This window comes from Shewanella sp. NFH-SH190041 (assembly GCF_024363255.1).
Classification (GTDB): domain Bacteria; phylum Pseudomonadota; class Gammaproteobacteria; order Enterobacterales; family Shewanellaceae; genus Shewanella.
On the sequence record NZ_AP026070.1, the window covers coordinates 3,473,231 to 3,488,696 of the forward strand.

The window sequence follows — 15,466 nt, forward strand, 5'->3', positions numbered from 1 at the left end:
ATCATATAGATAGACTTATAAAATCAAGGCTACGCCGGATGAATGGCACATCATCCTACCTGGCTAATCAATGAGTAACGTCCTCTTCTTGAGGGGGCCGCACTGATGCATCTGTAGTTTTAGCCACAACATCGAGAGTAGCCTTGCGCGCGCGACTAACAATGAACCGAGCCCCCCATCCCACTGCATAAAATTTGTAATATTTTGTATTATGAAATTTATTTTTCCATTATTTGAAATACACATACAAAACAATATCTGTTAGATACAATTTGTATAATAAAATAAAAACAAATAAATAAAGGAGTTAGCTAAATAATTTTGAAAAGCATTTTCCTTACCATCGCAAAAAAGATTTTTTCAGTATAATGACTTGCATGTAACAGCAGTATTTAACGTTACAGGGGGAATATGCTGCACATTAAAGATAAAAGTCTATTCAATATAAAACTGTTAAGTCTTGAATATGTAAAGCTTAAAATTAAATATTCAAAGCAACAGGATATTGTTAAAGCGCCGGGTTATCACAAATCCCACTATTCATATCAGATCCTCAACCGGGTTGCGGATATCGATGACAGTTTTGAAAAATTGAACAGTCAACACAATGAAACCCACCACAACCCTGATTGTAATCAGTATCTTGATTTGGTCGACAAGTGTTATCAGCTGGTGACCACTGCGGTAGAATGGGAACATGCTGCGAAAAACATACAGCTAAATCAAAACGATATTATGACCTATTTGGCAGATGGACATAGTGGTGTTTTGCTCAGTCTTAAGCGAATTGAGACTGTAGCCAAACAATGCCGAACCCGAGCAATGTCAGGGATTCATGAAAATACCGCATTTGGAAAGGGTTATTGCCCTAAATGCCTTAAAGAGTTACATACATCTGTATCTGAACTGCAGATTTCTCTTAGCGATATTTTTAAACATAAATTATCTCGGTTACATTAATTATATCTTTATTTATGAAAGGCTATTTCCATCGGATATGAGTGTAGATAATTCACAATATACATCATAACGATAAGCTGACTGAAAAATAACATTAGGAGTCTTAAACCAAATACTGAATATTCAATAAATAAGAATGGGTATGCATTCCCAAGGCAAGCTAATAAGGTATTACCTTTTTGTGGCGCTCTCTTTATTTACCGTGCCCAACCTTTCTCTAGCAAGCCAATATGCATAACTGAATCCATGGCCATGATAGCCTTGTGTGTATCACATCAGGAACCTTGGCCATTTTCAGGGCTATGATCTTCTTCCTCACCAAAATCAAAACTGCCATTCACATCATCACGTTGCTTGATTAATGCTGCTTTTCTAGCGCGTAATATCGATAATTGCCGATTACGACGCCGACGTTTACACAAACGTATCACCTCAAGCTTTTGCGCATCTGAAAATTGATTCCACTGGAATCGCTCTTCTCGACTGCGCAGACACCCCAAGCAATAGCCCCTGTTATCTGTTTTACAAATGCCTAAACATGGACTGGGAAGGGCAAAAAAACCTAGCTGTTCCATAGACCCCCGAATTTAACACCGCAGCTTAAATTAACCTATGTATAACATCTGCGTGGGTAATAAAACAGAATTCCTTGCCAAACCGGCGAGAAACTGAATACTCTTGAAACCAGTATCCCGATGAGGAGTCATTATGAAGCGCTACCGAATTCTGACATTATTACTGTCCGCCGTGCTGCTGACTGCCTGTGCAGGTCATCCACCTCGAACCGACTATCAACTGGGGTTTGATTTCAGCAGATTAAAAAATTTTACTATGCTGCCAGCAACAAAAGGCGATAATCCGCTCAGTGCTGACCGGGTGACAACGCAAATAAACCGAGAGATGACCGCCAAGGGCTACAGCAACTACCCAAGAGCGCCAGACTTTTTAGTCGGCTTCAAAATTGTTACTGCTGAGAAACCTGCTGATTCAGGTATAAAGCTGGGCGTTGGCGCCGGCACTGCGGGGCTGAACCTAGGCGTCAATGTCTCGCCTCAAGTAAAAACACTCACACAAACGCTGGATATTCGCATCTATGATCAAAGTAGAAAACTTATTTGGCGCGGCAGCGATAATTACAAACTCAGTGATAACGCCAAACAGAATGCAAAACAAACCCTAAGTGCGGTTAACGATATTCTGGCTCAGTTTCCACCAACCCTAACGGTCCAATAACCCTCATTAAGAATAATGCCAGCGTTGATGCCACAATGGGCTCAACGCGGCATATCAGCTATTGCCTTCCCCAGAGTTCACTACACCATGTTACTGACCCAGCAATCCATTTACCTTCCTCTGCCACCAGCGCAAGCATTTGACATAGTCTGTCGCCTAGAAAACTTCAGCCAATGGTTTCCCGGTATTATCCGCGTTACACCGGAAGATAACCGTCCCAACTTTCAAATAGGTAAACGGTATCGAGAAACCATCAAAGTACCGATAAAGGGGGAAATGGATATTATCCTGACTGTGGTGACATCTATCCCAGGCCAGCGCTTTGCTACCCAAGCAGAATTACCGATATTAGCCCCAAAAATGGAGATGCTATTTGAACCTCAAGGGCAAGGAACCGGGTTGACCTGGCGGATGCACAGTGAGCAACGTCATCATTGGTTGGGATGGCTACTGGCAAACAGCGCCGGAAAGATAATTGGTAGACGAGCTAACATTGGGCTGCAGACATTGGCAGCCCAATACCGTCAGACATTAACGGAATAATTCGCGGATATTGTGAATATCGCTTTTACCATGCTCCAGCTCTTCAGCAGACAAGCCGGCAACTTCATGGGGGAATACCAACCATTCGTCTGAGTTATGGATATAGTAATCTGGCGTTAATGGCACTTGGCAGTTTTGAGGCTTGTAATAAGGGCAGGCGATACGGATATCTTTTGGTATATTCAAGCGCATCTGCTCTTTGAGGTTTTGCATCAGGGCATAAACACTGCGACCAGAATCAAATACGTCATCCACGATCAACAGACCATCGTCAGCATTCGCGTTTTCAACAATGTAGTGCAAGCCGTGCACTTTGATTTCTTTGCTTTGCTTATCGGTACCGATACCGTAGTAAGAAGATGTACGCACAGCGATATGGTCAGTTTCAACTTTTTTAAAGTCGAAGTATTCCTGAACTGCGATACCAATTGGAGCGCCGCCACGCCAGATACCGACGATAAACTGTGGCCGAAAACCACTTTCATAAACCTGAGCAGCCAAGCGGAAGGAGTCTTCAAGTAACTCTTGAGCGGAAATAAAGCATTTTTCAGTCATCGTGCCATTCTCTTAATTATCATCAGCAATAATATCCGGTGGCACAGTCCAAAGTCTGGAGCGACGCAGTGCCGACCGGATTTTGGAGGCGCATTCTACTGCAAATACGCCAACATTGCTTGCAGAAATTCAACAAACTGATCAATTAACCTGACAAGCCCGCCAGCACAGCACTTATCACGCCCGCAAGCGTGCTTCCCACCAAGATTTTCCGCGTATCAAGACGCTATTTTGCGACGCTAACTGACCTCAAAGCCCGAAATAAACCTAAAAAGCCCCGTGGAAATCCACATCACAAACAGTAGAAAAACATGACTAAACGGCAACAAAGCTTCTGTTAATTGTGACAGAAGTTAATGGTGACGGAGAGGCCAGCACAACAAGCCTACACACGTACTCAATAGCCGTGGTGCTACACTATGTCAGAGTGAAGGATTTAGTCGATATTAAGCCAATAAACAGCAGCAATAAGATAGACCTTAACGGCATAATCAGCACAGCCAAACCATAAAAAAGGCCCCGATACCGGGGCCAAAGCGTCTTTCTTTCAAAGATAAATACAAGGTGCAAGTCAACAGATTAATTAACTCAACCAGCCAGCAAACACTGGGGCGCCCAATACCATGGAAATCCCGGTAAAAATCATGGTTAATGACGCGATGACGCCTTCTTGCTGACCAATTTCACTGGCTTTTGCAGCGCCGGCGCCATGGGCCGAAGCCCCTAATGCACACCCTTTACCAATCGCGCTTTTTATCCGCGCCAGTTTAAATAAAGGCTCACTCACCAACATCCCTATTACGCCAGTCGCTAACACCAACATTGCCGTCAGTTCCGGCACGCCGCCAAAAGAATGCACCGCAGCTAAGGCAAAAGGGGTAGATACTGAGCGAACTAAAATACTGTGTGATAAATCTGACGGCAGCTGCACCAGTTGCACTAACAACCAAGTGGTGCCCAGTCCAAGCGACAGGCCAGCCAATACCCCAAGACTGATGGTCAATGGATAACGACAGATCAATGCCCGTTCGCGATAAATGGGCAATGCAAAGGCAATGGTCGCAGGCGCCAACAAGGCAACCAGGTAATGGGTATATTCAAAATACACAGGTAATGGAATTTTCAACAGCATCACCAGCACCATCAAGGTCACAGGCGCCAACAAAATAGGTGCCCGCCACCAACTTTTATGGCGGCGATACAGCTTTTTGGCACCGTAATAGCACACTAAGGTCATGGCAAAGCAGGCTAATGCAAGAAGCGTCTGGCTCATGCCTGTACTCCCTGCATACGTCTTAGGTGCAGTTTCTGCTCCAGCTTAAATACCCGATCAACCACAAACCCGGTTCCCACCATCACAGATGCCGTTCCCAACACCAGGGTTAATAGCAGCTTCAAACCATAATGTTCCAGCATGCCTTCATATTTGAGCACAGAAATAACCGGGGGAATAAAAAACAGCAAAAGATCACCGATAAGCCAGGCGGCACCGACTTTTAACGCACTTTCCGGCACCCAATTCATCAGCAGCGCAAACAGTAATACGCCAAGGCCAATAACACTGCCAGGGATCGGAATATGGGCCGCCAATGCCAGATAATGACCAGCCATAGCGAGCAGACAGAACATCACCACCTGACCGCATAATTTTATTCCGGTAACTGACTGTTGTTTCCACTGACTGGAACCCTGCGGCTTAACTGCCAAAGACATTTGACGCACACCTCATCACAAAGAATTTTGCGATTCTATGCTTGCTGATTAGATAAAAAAAATGAATATTATCTATTAACTCAATAACCCATGATTATGCAATGGACCTGAAAGTTATCCGCCAGTTTATGGAGATTGCCGATGCCGGTGGATTCGGCAAGGCTGCCGACAAAATTCATCTCAGCCAGCCTGCACTATCCAAGGCAATGCAGCAACTGGAGCAAGAATTAGGGCTTACTTTGCTGGAGCGGGGCAAACGCGGCACAGCAATCCGTTTGACCGAAGCCGGGGAGGTAGTTTACCGACATGGGCAGGAACTCCTTAACAGTCGTAAACGTATGCTGGCTGAGTTGGCTGAGCGACGCCAACTAAAACAAGGCACCTTACGGCTGGGACTTGCGCCCCTAGGCAGCGCGGAGTTATTCGCCCCTGTTATTGCCCGCTACCGGGCGCGCTATCCGCAGATTGATATGCAACTGATGGCCCGTGGGGGAGTAGAACAGACCCAGGCGCTACAACAGGGTGATATTGAGCTGGCAACCGGGATTATCGCATTTGGCAAAGAGTTTGATGGGATACATATCCGTCGCGAGCCCATGGTTGCAGCAATCCCCAAACAACACGAACTGGCAGATGCTGCGGAAATTCGGCTGAGCATGTTAGCCCGGGTACCACAAATTATGTTCACCCCGGAATATGCCCTGCATGACCTGATCACTCAAGCTTGCCTAAGTGCAGGCTTCAACCCTTGGGATGTGACCCAAGTTAGCTACCCAGATTTTGGGCTGGCTCTGGTCGCGGCCGGTGGAGGGGTGATGATTTTGCCGCGCCTTATCGCCGAGCGCCATAGTGTCAGCGGGGTTGTGACTCGACCACTACTGGACAGTGAGCTGCACTGGCAATTGTCTTTATTCTGGCGGGCACAACATCCACTTTCCTTTGCTGCCCGAGCCATGATAGAAATGGTCAGTCAACATGTTATTCCCCCACTGCCAGACAATGGATATTCAGGATGAACACTGTGGCTCAGGATGACCCGGCGCAGTGGTGGCGTGATAATCAAATCATCGGCATATTACTATGCCAAGTGAGATAAACGAGCGCACCTGTATGATTGATACACATAAAATTGATATTGCTGCTTTAGCCAAAAGCCGTTACACCACCAAAGCCTTCGACCCAGCTAAAGCTATTTCTGCTGCAGACATTGCTCAGTTGAAAACCTTATTGCAATACAGTCCATCGTCGGTCAACTCCCAACCCTGGCACTTTTTCCTTGCTGGCAGCCCCCAAGGTAAGCAAACCTTGGCCAAGGCCACCGAAAAGTTCAGCTTTAATACCGAAAAAATCCTCAATGCTTCCCATGTGGTAGTACTGTGCCGCCGTACTGATATTGACAATAACTATCTTACCGAGCTGATTGAGCAAGAAGCCGCTGATGGCCGCATTCCTGATGACACAGTCAAAAATACCATCATGGGGGCTAGACAATATTTTGTTGGTCTGCACCAAAACCAACTGCATGATATGGAAAGCTGGATGGACAAGCAGGTCTATCTGGCACTGGGAACCCTACTGTTGGGTGCAGCGGCCCGACATATTGATGCTTGCCCGATTGAAGGCTTTGATGCTGATATCCTCGATGAGGAATTAGCACTAGCAGAAAAAGGACTTCATGCTAGCGTAATGGTGGCACTGGGATATCGGGCTGAAGGCGATTTTAACGCCAGCTTGCCAAAATCCCGGCTGCCGGAAGCTAAGATCATTACCGAAATGTAACCCTCACAGAGGAAATGCTTTCTGGGATGGGTAGGGACTGTTGACCTTTCAAGTTTACTATTGCAGCGATTTGAGGGTGCTTTATACAAGGCCGGGGCTTTGATATATCATTGTGCTAAACATAGGTAGTTGTGCGACTTGATAAGCCGATAACACTGTAAAAAGAAGCCCCAGACGCTGCCCGACGGGTTCGGCTAAAATCAACAGTCTCCTGTCCCCGGACAGCACAATCTGTATCACTAAAATAGCCACAGATTATGTAAACCTTTGGATAGGTCACACTATTTGCCGCAAACCTCACTAGCGTTTCAGCCATAATTAAGCCAGAAAAACTACCCTTGGCAGCATTAACCCCGGTATGCGGGTTTCCCTATCCCAGACTATCCAGAGGAATACATGATAAAGAAGATCGCCCTGGCCCTTACCTTGGCCATCGCTCCACTGAGCAGCTACGCCGCGAATTTTTACGAAGGCACCCATTACACTGAGATCTCTGATAAAGCAGCCAGCACCCAACCTAAGCTGACTGAGTTTTTCTCTTTCTACTGCCATAATTGTTATACCTTCGAAAACCAGTATATGCCGGCCATCAAGCCGCATTTAAACAAGAATATTCAGTTTGAAACCAAGCATGTGGAGTTTCAGCCCAGTACCTTGATGACTGAAGTGATGCGATCTTTAGCTGTCATTCAAGAACTATCCAAAGATAATCCCCAAAAAATGGGACCAATGAATTTGGCCATGTTTAACGCTATTCAAGGTGAGCCGACAGACACCCATGATCATGGTGCACCAGGCGATAACCATGAGCCAAAAATTAAAAACCGCGATGACATCAAAAAGTTATTTATGCAATTTGGCGTGTCCGCAGATCAATATGACAAGTTAGCTGACAGCAAAGAAACCAATGACAAGCTGGCTTTGTGGCGCAAACAGGCTCGTGAATTCCGGGTTCAAAGTGTACCGGCCTTTATTGTTAACGATAAATACATGGTCAACTTAGGTAACATCCGCAATCTGGGTGAAATGATTGATTTGATCAACTTCCTCTCTACCAAGCAGGGATAATTTCCTCCCCTTGATGCACAACGAAAACACCCCGCCATGCGGGGTGTTTTACTTTGATGTGAGAGTGGCTAAATCACAACAAGATTACTGGCGGATAAAATCCAATAAATGCAGCAAGGCACAGACAATATGCACACACAAAAGCACGGTAAAGGTCATTGTCGCGTCAATATGCCAACTGCGCCATAACATGGCATCAGCACTGCCCTGGGTAATAAACCAAGCCAATCCGCTCAATACGGTCACCAACAGACTCACCATGGTCAGCCCCTCAATCACACTGAACAGTCCGCGCCCGCCTGCAACCGGCAAACGTCCCCGCCCCAAAGCAACCAGATCTTGCAGTAATGGTTTGAAATCCCCTTTAAGCCAAGGGAAATATTGCTGCCAGCGGCCATCCTGCACATTACTCAATAGCAGTAGAGCCCCGGTCAGGCAGGTCAACAAACCTAAATAGACATGGGATAGATTCCACCAGCTGGTCTGCTCCGGTAAGCGCCGGGCTAACATGACCCAAGGGCTGGTCAGTAACAAATATACCGAGGGCACTAGCACCAGCACATGCAGCTTAAGTCTCAGGGACTGCCACGCCGTCATGCTGCTTGCTCCGCAGGGTTCTGCTGATGCTGAAAACGGTCAATAAAGTCATCTACCTTCTGCCAATCGGTAAACTCAAGATCGACATTCGGATCCGTCGGCCCTTTGGTCATCCACATAATAAAGCGGATAATATTGCGATCCATAAAGCCATAGCCTTGATAGTTTAGTCTGCCACCAAATACCGCCAGCTGCTTAGGCTGCCAATTGATTTGTGCCAAAAACGCCTGCATATAAGGATTGGTTTCCGGGGTGTTTTTCAGTGGCTTACGCGCCACCAAGCTGACAGAGAAAAAGCCATTCGCTTTTGACTCCAACTCATGCTGATGAGCGGCAATATATGCCTGCACTGCCGGATTATGTTTTCCATGTCGAATACTGGCGCCGATCAGCACCTTATCAAACCCGGTCAATGTGGGCGCATCAGTCAGATGGGAAACCGTGACATTGTCCCCCATGGCCGTCAGTTGCTTTGCCATATAACGACAAATTTTCTCAGTGTGGCCATGCACACTGGCATACAAAATTAGTGTGTTACTCATTTGCGCGTCTGCTGTTAACAGTTTATGTAGGTCAGTCTAGGGGATTGGCCGGGGTAATTTTATGAAACGGATCACTCTATTTCATTTCCCAAGCGGACAAGCCGCCAAACTTCTAGCCAATTCACAAAAATGTATCAATGCAATAGCCCGTTATACCAATCCGTATAGAAGGTTGCGCTCATCATAACGGGGGCTAAGTAACTAACTTCTTTATCTTGATTGGTATTAACACTGTTTTGCCAAACAGCCAGAGACTGACTACCTTTGAAAAATCCCCCATCTTTCAGAATGACCTGATAGGGAGTCAAAGTGCCTACGGCCCCTCACCCCATCATCGCCGCCAAGCAAGCAGCATTGTCTGATGACAATGATGCAGTCCCAGTTTCCCCAACTACAGCGGCGGCTCAAGAGAACACCGCATCAAGCCAGGCTGGAAATAGCACGCCCACAGGCTCTGCCCGGCAAAAAGCCTTGAAGTTAGGGCGAACACTTGGATTTGCCGCTACAGAGACTGAAGACATCACCGGACATGACAGCCTTATCCGCGCTCAGCGACGGCAACAGCGACTCACGCTGCAATATCAGCAGAATGTGGAACACATCTATCAACTGGCCTTGGGATATACTCCATCGAATGTGACGGGGAACGATTTAGATCCAGACTGGCAGCACCGCTTTTTTCAAATGGCCGAGCAAATTTTCAGTCGCAGTATGCAAAAACTGTGGGGCAAAATTTTGGCAGCAGAGCTGGTACAGCCGGGACGCTTCAATCTGCATACTTTAGAGGCCCTGACACGATTGACCCAGCGGGAAGCCAAAATACTGGAGCTAGCAGTAACACTGGCCTGCCGCCTATCGCAAGATCAGCGTCTAGCCATTGTGACCGGGTATCGTCTTAATGGCGGCCTGGGACAGGTATTTCGGCGCCAGCAGGGGATTAATGTCGATTTAGCCAGTATAGGCTTACCCTATTCCAGCCTGCTCAACCTTATGGATAGCCACATTCTCTATCGGGAAGAATTTGAAACAGGCCAGTTAGTCAGCGGTCAACCACTGGCATTGCAATTTGGTGACAGCCAAGTGTTATTGACCCCAAAGCACAGCCATCTGCTACTGCGTTATTACCGCTTTACACCGCTGGGGGAAGAATTAGCCCAGTTGCTGCCCAGCAGAGCAACTGTAAAATTTACCAAACTATTGCAGCACAGTTTTGCCCGGGATTTTACTTGAGTCAGCCCATAAAAGTTATTGTCCTGCAGCAACCTTAACCACGCCACAAGCTTGCAGATAGTTCAGCATCTGCATAACCTGGTCATCAATACTGCCACTGGCGGTATCAATAACCACTTCAGGCTGTAATGGGGGCTCATAGGGCGCGGAAATACCCGTAAAGTCACGGATCTCTCCAGCACGAGCTTTACGGTATAACCCCTTAGGATCGCGTCGCTCACACTCAGCCAAATCCGTGGCTACATGCACTTCAATAAATTGTCCTGCTGCTAATCCGGCGCGGATACTGTCCCGCTCTCGCCGCTGGGGGGAAATAAAAGCGCACAACACAATCAGTCCGGCATCTAACATCAGTTTGGCGACTTCTCCTACCCGACGCAGATTTTCGGCCCGATCCGCCGTAGAGAAACGTAAATCTCGACACAGCCCATGGCGCACATTATCACCATCTAGCAGATAAGTATGACAACTTAACTGAAGCAACCTCTGCTCCAATGCTCCGGCCAAAGTGGATTTACCCGAGCCTGACAGTCCGGTAAACCAGAGCACTGTAGGTTGCTGCTGTTTTAGTCCGGCCCGGGCAGCCATGTCCACACTGTGGCTATGCCAGACAATATCAGTATCAGGGCTAGACATAGGATTCTCCTGCAATACAAAGTGTTAAAATGGAAAAAATAATGGAATAAGCCACAGTACTAAAGCTGAATATAACAGCGAGACTGGTAACCCCAGTTGCAGGTAGTCCCGCAATTGATAGCCACCGACCTGCTGTACCATCAAATTAGTCTGGTAACCGTAAGGCGAAATAAAACTGGCACTGGCCCCAAACACCACGGCCAGAATAAAAGGACGGCTATCTACCGACAAATGTAATGCCGCGGCATAGGCGATGGGAAACGCCAGTGCCGCAGCGGCATTATTCGTCATTAATTCTGTCAGGAGTAACGTCAGCAAATAGACTGTGATCAGCACAGCCAATGGGCTGTGATCTGACAACAGGCCTAACAGCCCATCGGCCAAAGTACCTGCCAAACCGCTACTTAGCATTAACCCGGCTAAATTTAGCGCACTGGCAATAATCACCGCCAACTCCAGCGGGAACCGTCGCTGCAACTCAGTGGGGCTAATCACCCGAGTGGCCAGCAATAGCAGTAACAACAAGATCAAACCATTAATCAATGGCAACCACCCCGCCACGCCCAATCCAATCACAGCGAGAAACCCCGCCATCACCCAGCGACTCCGGCCCGGTCCCAATCCGGCTGCTAATGGCGTATCACTGACAATCACAAAATCCCGAGGCACAGGTCCTGCACTGGCAATGCTCTCTACCTGCTGGCGATATGCGCTTGGTGAAGGAGTGAAACGGGTATCGAATGCTGATATTGAAGGGCTAGCTACATTAGGTGCCGGCACTTTATTCACAGATGGCGCAGTGATTGGCACAGTAACCGCTTCTGCTTTGGGTGACAATGGGGCAAGGGGGGAGCCATTAAAGCCAACGCCAGGTTGCAGCAGTAGTTCATCCCCGGCGCAGAGGCGAAGATCCCCCAGCGCCACCGTTAATTGACGCTCACCTCGCCTTACCGCTAATACTGCTGCGTCAAACCGCCGGCGAAAATCGGCACTTTTCAAGCTTTGTCCGACCAATTGAGATGACGGTGATAATACCGCCCGTAACACCCCTTGTCCTCTGGCTTGTGAACGGCCATGCCACTGTAATCCTTCAAACTGTTGCAGCACGGCAACCGCGTTTTCATCACCACAAAAAGCCAATTGATCCCCTGCCTGCAACAGCATCTGCGGCGGCACAGGCGCAATACGACGACCATTACGGGTCAGCGCCGCTAAATACAACTGTCTAAGGCCGCGTAGACCATTATCCTGCACACTGCGTCCTATCAGGGCAGAAGCAGGCATTACGCCTGCTTGCAAAAGATAAGGCCGATGATGTTGTTGGGCTGCATGAGCACGTTCAGGCAAATAAGGCGCTGTAAGGATCAGCAGTAACAAACACGCTGCGGTGACCACTAACCCAATTATACTGAATTCGAAAAAGCCCAACGGTGCTAACCCGGAGTCAGTCACAAAGCCATTAATCAATAAATTGGTGGAGGTGCCAATCAAGGTCAAGGTGCCGCCTAAAATAGCCGCGTATGACAGTGGCAACAGCAAACGGGCGGGGGCATGGCGACTGTTACGCAATACCGGGGTCATCAGCGATGCCACCACAGCAGTGTTATTGGTTATCGATGACAGTAATGCCGCCGATAATCCCAAGCGAGTAAGGGTAATAGAGAGATTATCCTTCGCAAGGGTGCGGCTTAGCCGAGTAAAGTAGATGGTTTTTTCCAGTGCAATACTGACAGCGATTAGCAGTAATAAGGTGATTAACGCACTATGGGTAAAACCGGACAGCCAATGTGATAAAGAGACTTGCCCAGTTAAATATGTCAGCAAGGAGGCGGCAAAAAACAGTACGGCAGGCCGCCCGCGACCACTGAGCAAGCCAATTAAAAGCCCCAGTAAAATCAGCCCCAGCCATAACTGCTGTGATGCCCAGGCCATCACCTACCTGCGTTTCAGTTTACGAATATCCAGCGCCTGCCAATGAGGGTAATATCGCCGGATATAGGCATTGAGCTCTAGCTCTGCAGAAGAAAACGCTTGCTCATTAGATGCTTGCTGTGCGGACAAATCTGCAGTACGACTGATTGCGCCTGTCTCCGAGGCTGCCTGTCGGCTAGTACTCACTTGGCCGATTTCATTACTGGCTATATCTGTGATCATAGCTGCCGCTAAGGTAGCATTACTGAGCCGGTCAATCACAATCAACCCGCCAGTATCACGACAGTGAACATACTTATCAACTGCCAGAGGCTCTGTCAGCGACAGCGTCACCTGGGCGATGGCGTTAAGGCCAATATCTTTATGTGGCAATGGATTATAGGTATTGATATCTAAGACATAATCGACGGCTGTTATCTTGGCTTGGGTTACCCGGCCAGCTAACTTAACATCATATAAAGTCCCCAATGCCATTGGGCTTTGGTGTAGCCAGACCAGCATCACGGTCAACTCTGTAGCCAGATGGGCCGGGGCATTCATGTCACAGAGCAGATCGCCCCGGGAAATATCAATATCATCCTTCAGACACAAGGTAACAGCCTGACCAGCGTAGGCCCGGGGTAAATCACCATCAAAGGTGACAATCTGGCTAACTTGGCTGCACTGACCGCCAGGCAAGAGTAACACCTCATCACCCACGGCCACCTCACCGGCGGCAAGGGTGCCAGCATAGCCGCGAAAATGCCCATCGGGGCGATTTACATACTGCACAGGGAAACGCAGCGGCTGCGCGGTATCCTGGGCTTGGATATCCACGGCTTCCAATAAACTCAGCAGCTCAGGCCCCGAATACCAAGGCATATTCTTGCTGCGGTTAACGACGTTATCACCGCCAAGGGCAGATAGGGGAACACACTCTACTTTTGGGATCTGACCGGCCAAAGGTAAACCTTGTAGCAATGCCGCAAAGTCATTGCAGATCGCCTCAAAAACCGACTGGGAAAAATCCACTAAATCCATTTTATTGACCGCCACCACAAAGGTGCGGATCCCCAACAGTGCGGCAATAAAGGCATGACGCCTCGTCTGGGTCTGCACGCCACTGCTCGCATCAATCAAAATCACGGCCACTTCACAATTGGATGCGCCTGTCGCCATATTGCGGGTGTACTGTTCATGTCCTGGGGCATCAGCAATAATAAATTTGCGTTTTTCACTGGAAAAATACCGGTAAGCGACATCAATGGTGATGCCCTGCTCTCGCTCAGCCTGCAACCCATCCACTAGCAGGGCTAAATCCAACTCTGCACCTGTAGTGCCATGGCGCTGACTGTCTTGCTTTAGCCGACTGAGCTGATCATCGTAAATCTGAGCCGTGTCATGTAACAGCCGGCCGATCAGGGTGCTTTTACCATCATCAACACTGCCACATGTCAGCAATCGCAACAGCCCTTTATGCTGTTGCGCAGTCAGATAGTCCTGCACTTGCTGCTGCGCGGTTAACTTACTCTGCTGCTGGGATTGCGTCATCTTATGCTCCATTCTGGTTAGCGTGTTCAGAAATATCCCTGACGTTTTTTGCGCTCCATGGATGCGGCCTGATCGCTATCAATTAAGCGCCCTTGCCGTTCGCTGTCACGGGTCTGTAGCATCTCAGCGATGATTTGTTCCAGCGTGGTAGCATCAGATTGCACAGCGGCGGTCAGGGGATAACAACCCAGAGTACGAAAACGCACTTGCTGCTGAGTCACCTGCTCGCCCGGCTCCAAAGGCATACGCTCATCATCCACCATAATCAATTGCCCCTGGCGGGAAACCACCGGGCGATGACGGGCAAAATACAGCGGCACAATATCGATATTTTCCTGATAGATGTATTGCCAGATATCCAGCTCAGTCCAGTTTGACAGGGGAAATACCCGGATACTCTCTCCCTGATTGACCGCTGCGTTATAGTTATGCCACAACTCAGGACGCTGATTTTTGGGGTCCCATCTATGGTGGCTGTCGCGAAATGAATACACCCGCTCTTTGGCTCGTGAGGCTTCTTCATCCCGACGTGCACCACCAAAAGCGGCATCAAAACCATACTGATCCAACGCCTGTTTTAGCGCTTGGGTTTTCATAATATCCGTGTGTTTGCTGCTGCCGTGATCAAAAGGGTTAATCCCTTGCGCCAGCCCCTCTGGGTTGGTATGCACCAAGAGTTGCAATCCTAATTCGCTGACTTGCTGGTCACGAAACGCTATCATTTCCCGAAATTTCCAAGTGGTATCCACATGCAACAGGGGAAATGGCAGCGTACCGGGAAAAAAGGCCTTTCGGGCAAGGTGCAACATCACGGAAGAATCCTTACCGATAGAATAAAGCATCACAGGATTATCAAATTCAGCCGCAACCTCTCGGATAATGCGGATACTTTCAGCTTCCAACTGTTGTAGGTGAGTCAACTCGCCCCCAATGGCTGGTTCTGCTGCAAATTTCTCGGCAGTTAGGGCTTGCGCATGATGCAATCTTTCTTCCGTGCGGCATTGTTTAGCTGTATCTGTGACACTCATGGCGATCTCCCCCTCTGCTAATGCCAGTTTTGCTTTGCTCCTGACACTCTTCATCTGCTTAGCTTTAACTGTGTTATCTCAGCCGCAGGATTTTGACCTAGCGCTTTTTGACTGCAACGC

The 15,466-nt window shown here is 48.2% G+C and carries 17 protein-coding genes; 7 read left to right on the forward strand and 10 right to left on the reverse strand.

What is annotated here, in order from left to right:
- Window positions 1–411: 411 nt before the first annotated feature.
- Window positions 412–960, forward strand: coding sequence for a hypothetical protein (locus NFHSH190041_RS15425; RefSeq protein WP_261922634.1), 549 nt, complete (start codon window positions 412–414; stop codon window positions 958–960).
- A gap of 275 nt (window positions 961–1,235) precedes the next feature.
- Here the strand turns inward: NFHSH190041_RS15425 and NFHSH190041_RS15430 are convergent, their stop codons facing one another.
- Entirely contained in the window at window positions 1,236–1,535 is a 300-nt protein-coding gene (locus NFHSH190041_RS15430) for a DUF1289 domain-containing protein (RefSeq protein WP_261922635.1), read from the reverse strand.
- 133 nt (window positions 1,536–1,668) lie between these two features.
- Here NFHSH190041_RS15430 and NFHSH190041_RS15435 point away from each other — a divergent pair, with 133 nt between their 5' ends.
- Both NFHSH190041_RS15435 and NFHSH190041_RS15440 read left to right on the forward strand, forming a co-directional pair.
- Entirely contained in the window at window positions 1,669–2,193 is a 525-nt protein-coding gene (locus NFHSH190041_RS15435; RefSeq protein ID WP_261922636.1) for a DUF4136 domain-containing protein, read from the forward strand.
- Between the two features lie 15 nt (window positions 2,194–2,208).
- On the forward strand, window positions 2,209–2,736 hold the full coding sequence (locus NFHSH190041_RS15440; RefSeq protein ID WP_261922637.1) for an SRPBCC family protein: 528 nt from the start codon (window positions 2,209–2,211) through the stop codon (window positions 2,734–2,736).
- On the opposite strand, the gene NFHSH190041_RS15445 is transcribed toward NFHSH190041_RS15440, so the two are convergent.
- The 3 genes from NFHSH190041_RS15445 to NFHSH190041_RS15455 all read right to left on the reverse strand — a co-directional run bounded on the left by NFHSH190041_RS15445 (window position 2,725) and on the right by NFHSH190041_RS15455 (window position 4,920).
- Window positions 2,725–3,291 (reverse strand): phosphoribosyltransferase, encoded by a 567-nt coding sequence (locus tag NFHSH190041_RS15445; protein WP_261922638.1) that lies wholly within the window; start codon window positions 3,289–3,291, stop codon window positions 2,725–2,727. The two genes, NFHSH190041_RS15440 and NFHSH190041_RS15445, sit on opposite strands and share 12 nt — an antisense overlap.
- Window positions 3,292–3,874: 583 nt before the next feature.
- Complete coding sequence (locus tag NFHSH190041_RS15450; RefSeq protein ID WP_261922639.1) at window positions 3,875–4,564, reverse strand: LrgB family protein; 690 nt, start codon at window positions 4,562–4,564, stop codon at window positions 3,875–3,877.
- On the reverse strand, window positions 4,561–4,920 hold the full coding sequence (locus NFHSH190041_RS15455; protein WP_261925153.1) for a CidA/LrgA family protein: 360 nt from the start codon (window positions 4,918–4,920) through the stop codon (window positions 4,561–4,563). The genes NFHSH190041_RS15450 and NFHSH190041_RS15455 overlap by 4 nt, the downstream gene beginning before the upstream one ends.
- A 185-nt stretch (window positions 4,921–5,105) precedes the next feature.
- On the opposite strand from NFHSH190041_RS15455, the gene NFHSH190041_RS15460 reads away from it, so the two are divergent.
- The 3 genes from NFHSH190041_RS15460 to NFHSH190041_RS15470 all read left to right on the forward strand — a co-directional run bounded on the left by NFHSH190041_RS15460 (window position 5,106) and on the right by NFHSH190041_RS15470 (window position 7,851).
- A complete protein-coding gene (locus NFHSH190041_RS15460; RefSeq protein WP_261922640.1) occupies window positions 5,106–6,020 on the forward strand; it encodes a LysR substrate-binding domain-containing protein in 915 nt (304 codons plus the stop codon).
- 94 nt (window positions 6,021–6,114) lie between these two features.
- Window positions 6,115–6,783, forward strand: coding sequence for an oxygen-insensitive NAD(P)H nitroreductase (nfsB, locus tag NFHSH190041_RS15465; RefSeq protein ID WP_261922641.1), 669 nt, complete (start codon window positions 6,115–6,117; stop codon window positions 6,781–6,783).
- 396 nt (window positions 6,784–7,179) lie between these two features.
- Window positions 7,180–7,851: a thiol:disulfide interchange protein DsbA/DsbL gene (locus tag NFHSH190041_RS15470; protein WP_261922642.1), complete on the forward strand. Its 672-nt coding sequence runs from the start codon at window positions 7,180–7,182 to the stop codon at window positions 7,849–7,851.
- A gap of 84 nt (window positions 7,852–7,935) precedes the next feature.
- Here NFHSH190041_RS15470 and NFHSH190041_RS15475 read toward each other — a convergent pair whose 3' ends face one another.
- Both NFHSH190041_RS15475 and hemG read right to left on the reverse strand, forming a co-directional pair.
- Window positions 7,936–8,448, reverse strand: coding sequence for a cytochrome b/b6 domain-containing protein (locus NFHSH190041_RS15475; RefSeq protein ID WP_261922643.1), 513 nt, complete (start codon window positions 8,446–8,448; stop codon window positions 7,936–7,938).
- On the reverse strand, window positions 8,445–8,990 hold the full coding sequence (hemG, locus tag NFHSH190041_RS15480) for a menaquinone-dependent protoporphyrinogen IX dehydrogenase (RefSeq protein WP_261922644.1): 546 nt from the start codon (window positions 8,988–8,990) through the stop codon (window positions 8,445–8,447). Before hemG ends, NFHSH190041_RS15475 begins: the two co-directional genes overlap by 4 nt.
- Window positions 8,991–9,299: 309 nt before the next feature.
- Here hemG and NFHSH190041_RS15485 point away from each other — a divergent pair, with 309 nt between their 5' ends.
- Entirely contained in the window at window positions 9,300–10,220 is a 921-nt protein-coding gene (locus NFHSH190041_RS15485; protein WP_261922645.1) for a TIGR03899 family protein, read from the forward strand.
- Between the two features lie 15 nt (window positions 10,221–10,235).
- On the opposite strand, the gene cysC is transcribed toward NFHSH190041_RS15485, so the two are convergent.
- Genes cysC through cysD form a run of 4 tightly spaced genes read right to left on the reverse strand, consistent with a single transcriptional unit; the run spans window position 10,236 to window position 15,400 of the window.
- Window positions 10,236–10,856: an adenylyl-sulfate kinase gene (cysC, locus tag NFHSH190041_RS15490; protein WP_261922646.1), complete on the reverse strand. Its 621-nt coding sequence runs from the start codon at window positions 10,854–10,856 to the stop codon at window positions 10,236–10,238.
- A gap of 24 nt (window positions 10,857–10,880) precedes the next feature.
- Complete coding sequence (locus NFHSH190041_RS15495) at window positions 10,881–12,788, reverse strand: SLC13 family permease (protein ID WP_261922647.1); 1,908 nt, start codon at window positions 12,786–12,788, stop codon at window positions 10,881–10,883.
- Between the two features lie 3 nt (window positions 12,789–12,791).
- Window positions 12,792–14,330, reverse strand: coding sequence for a sulfate adenylyltransferase subunit CysN (gene cysN / locus NFHSH190041_RS15500; protein WP_410010839.1), 1,539 nt, complete (start codon window positions 14,328–14,330; stop codon window positions 12,792–12,794).
- 14 nt (window positions 14,331–14,344) lie between these two features.
- The gene (cysD, locus tag NFHSH190041_RS15505; protein ID WP_261922649.1) at window positions 14,345–15,400 is read right to left on the reverse strand and encodes a sulfate adenylyltransferase subunit CysD; all 1,056 of its coding nucleotides are present in this window, start codon (window positions 15,398–15,400) and stop codon (window positions 14,345–14,347) included.
- Window positions 15,401–15,466 lie beyond the last annotated feature (66 nt).

Bases quoted from the DNA above. Each gene is read 5' to 3' on its own strand.
- NFHSH190041_RS15425 (WP_261922634.1), top strand. From the start codon at position 412: ATGCTGCACATTAAAGATAAAAGTCTATTCAATATAAAACTGTTAAGT.
- NFHSH190041_RS15430 (WP_261922635.1), bottom strand. From the start codon at position 1,535: ATGGAACAGCTAGGTTTTTTTGCCCTTCCCAGTCCATGTTTAGGCATT.
- NFHSH190041_RS15435 (WP_261922636.1), top strand. From the start codon at position 1,669: ATGAAGCGCTACCGAATTCTGACATTATTACTGTCCGCCGTGCTGCTG.
- NFHSH190041_RS15440 (WP_261922637.1), top strand. From the start codon at position 2,209: ATGCCAGCGTTGATGCCACAATGGGCTCAACGCGGCATATCAGCTATT.
- NFHSH190041_RS15445 (WP_261922638.1), bottom strand. From the start codon at position 3,291: ATGACTGAAAAATGCTTTATTTCCGCTCAAGAGTTACTTGAAGACTCC.
- NFHSH190041_RS15450 (WP_261922639.1), bottom strand. From the start codon at position 4,564: ATGAGCCAGACGCTTCTTGCATTAGCCTGCTTTGCCATGACCTTAGTG.
- NFHSH190041_RS15455 (WP_261925153.1), bottom strand. From the start codon at position 4,920: ATGTTCTGTCTGCTCGCTATGGCTGGTCATTATCTGGCATTGGCGGCC.
- NFHSH190041_RS15460 (WP_261922640.1), top strand. From the start codon at position 5,106: ATGGACCTGAAAGTTATCCGCCAGTTTATGGAGATTGCCGATGCCGGT.
- nfsB (WP_261922641.1), top strand. From the start codon at position 6,115: ATGATTGATACACATAAAATTGATATTGCTGCTTTAGCCAAAAGCCGT.
- NFHSH190041_RS15470 (WP_261922642.1), top strand. From the start codon at position 7,180: ATGATAAAGAAGATCGCCCTGGCCCTTACCTTGGCCATCGCTCCACTG.
- NFHSH190041_RS15475 (WP_261922643.1), bottom strand. From the start codon at position 8,448: ATGACGGCGTGGCAGTCCCTGAGACTTAAGCTGCATGTGCTGGTGCTA.
- hemG (WP_261922644.1), bottom strand. From the start codon at position 8,990: ATGAGTAACACACTAATTTTGTATGCCAGTGTGCATGGCCACACTGAG.
- cysC (WP_261922646.1), bottom strand. From the start codon at position 10,856: ATGTCTAGCCCTGATACTGATATTGTCTGGCATAGCCACAGTGTGGAC.
- NFHSH190041_RS15495 (WP_261922647.1), bottom strand. From the start codon at position 12,788: ATGGCCTGGGCATCACAGCAGTTATGGCTGGGGCTGATTTTACTGGGG.
- cysN (WP_410010839.1), bottom strand. From the start codon at position 14,330: ATGGAGCATAAGATGACGCAATCCCAGCAGCAGAGTAAGTTAACCGCG.
- cysD (WP_261922649.1), bottom strand. From the start codon at position 15,400: ATGAAGAGTGTCAGGAGCAAAGCAAAACTGGCATTAGCAGAGGGGGAG.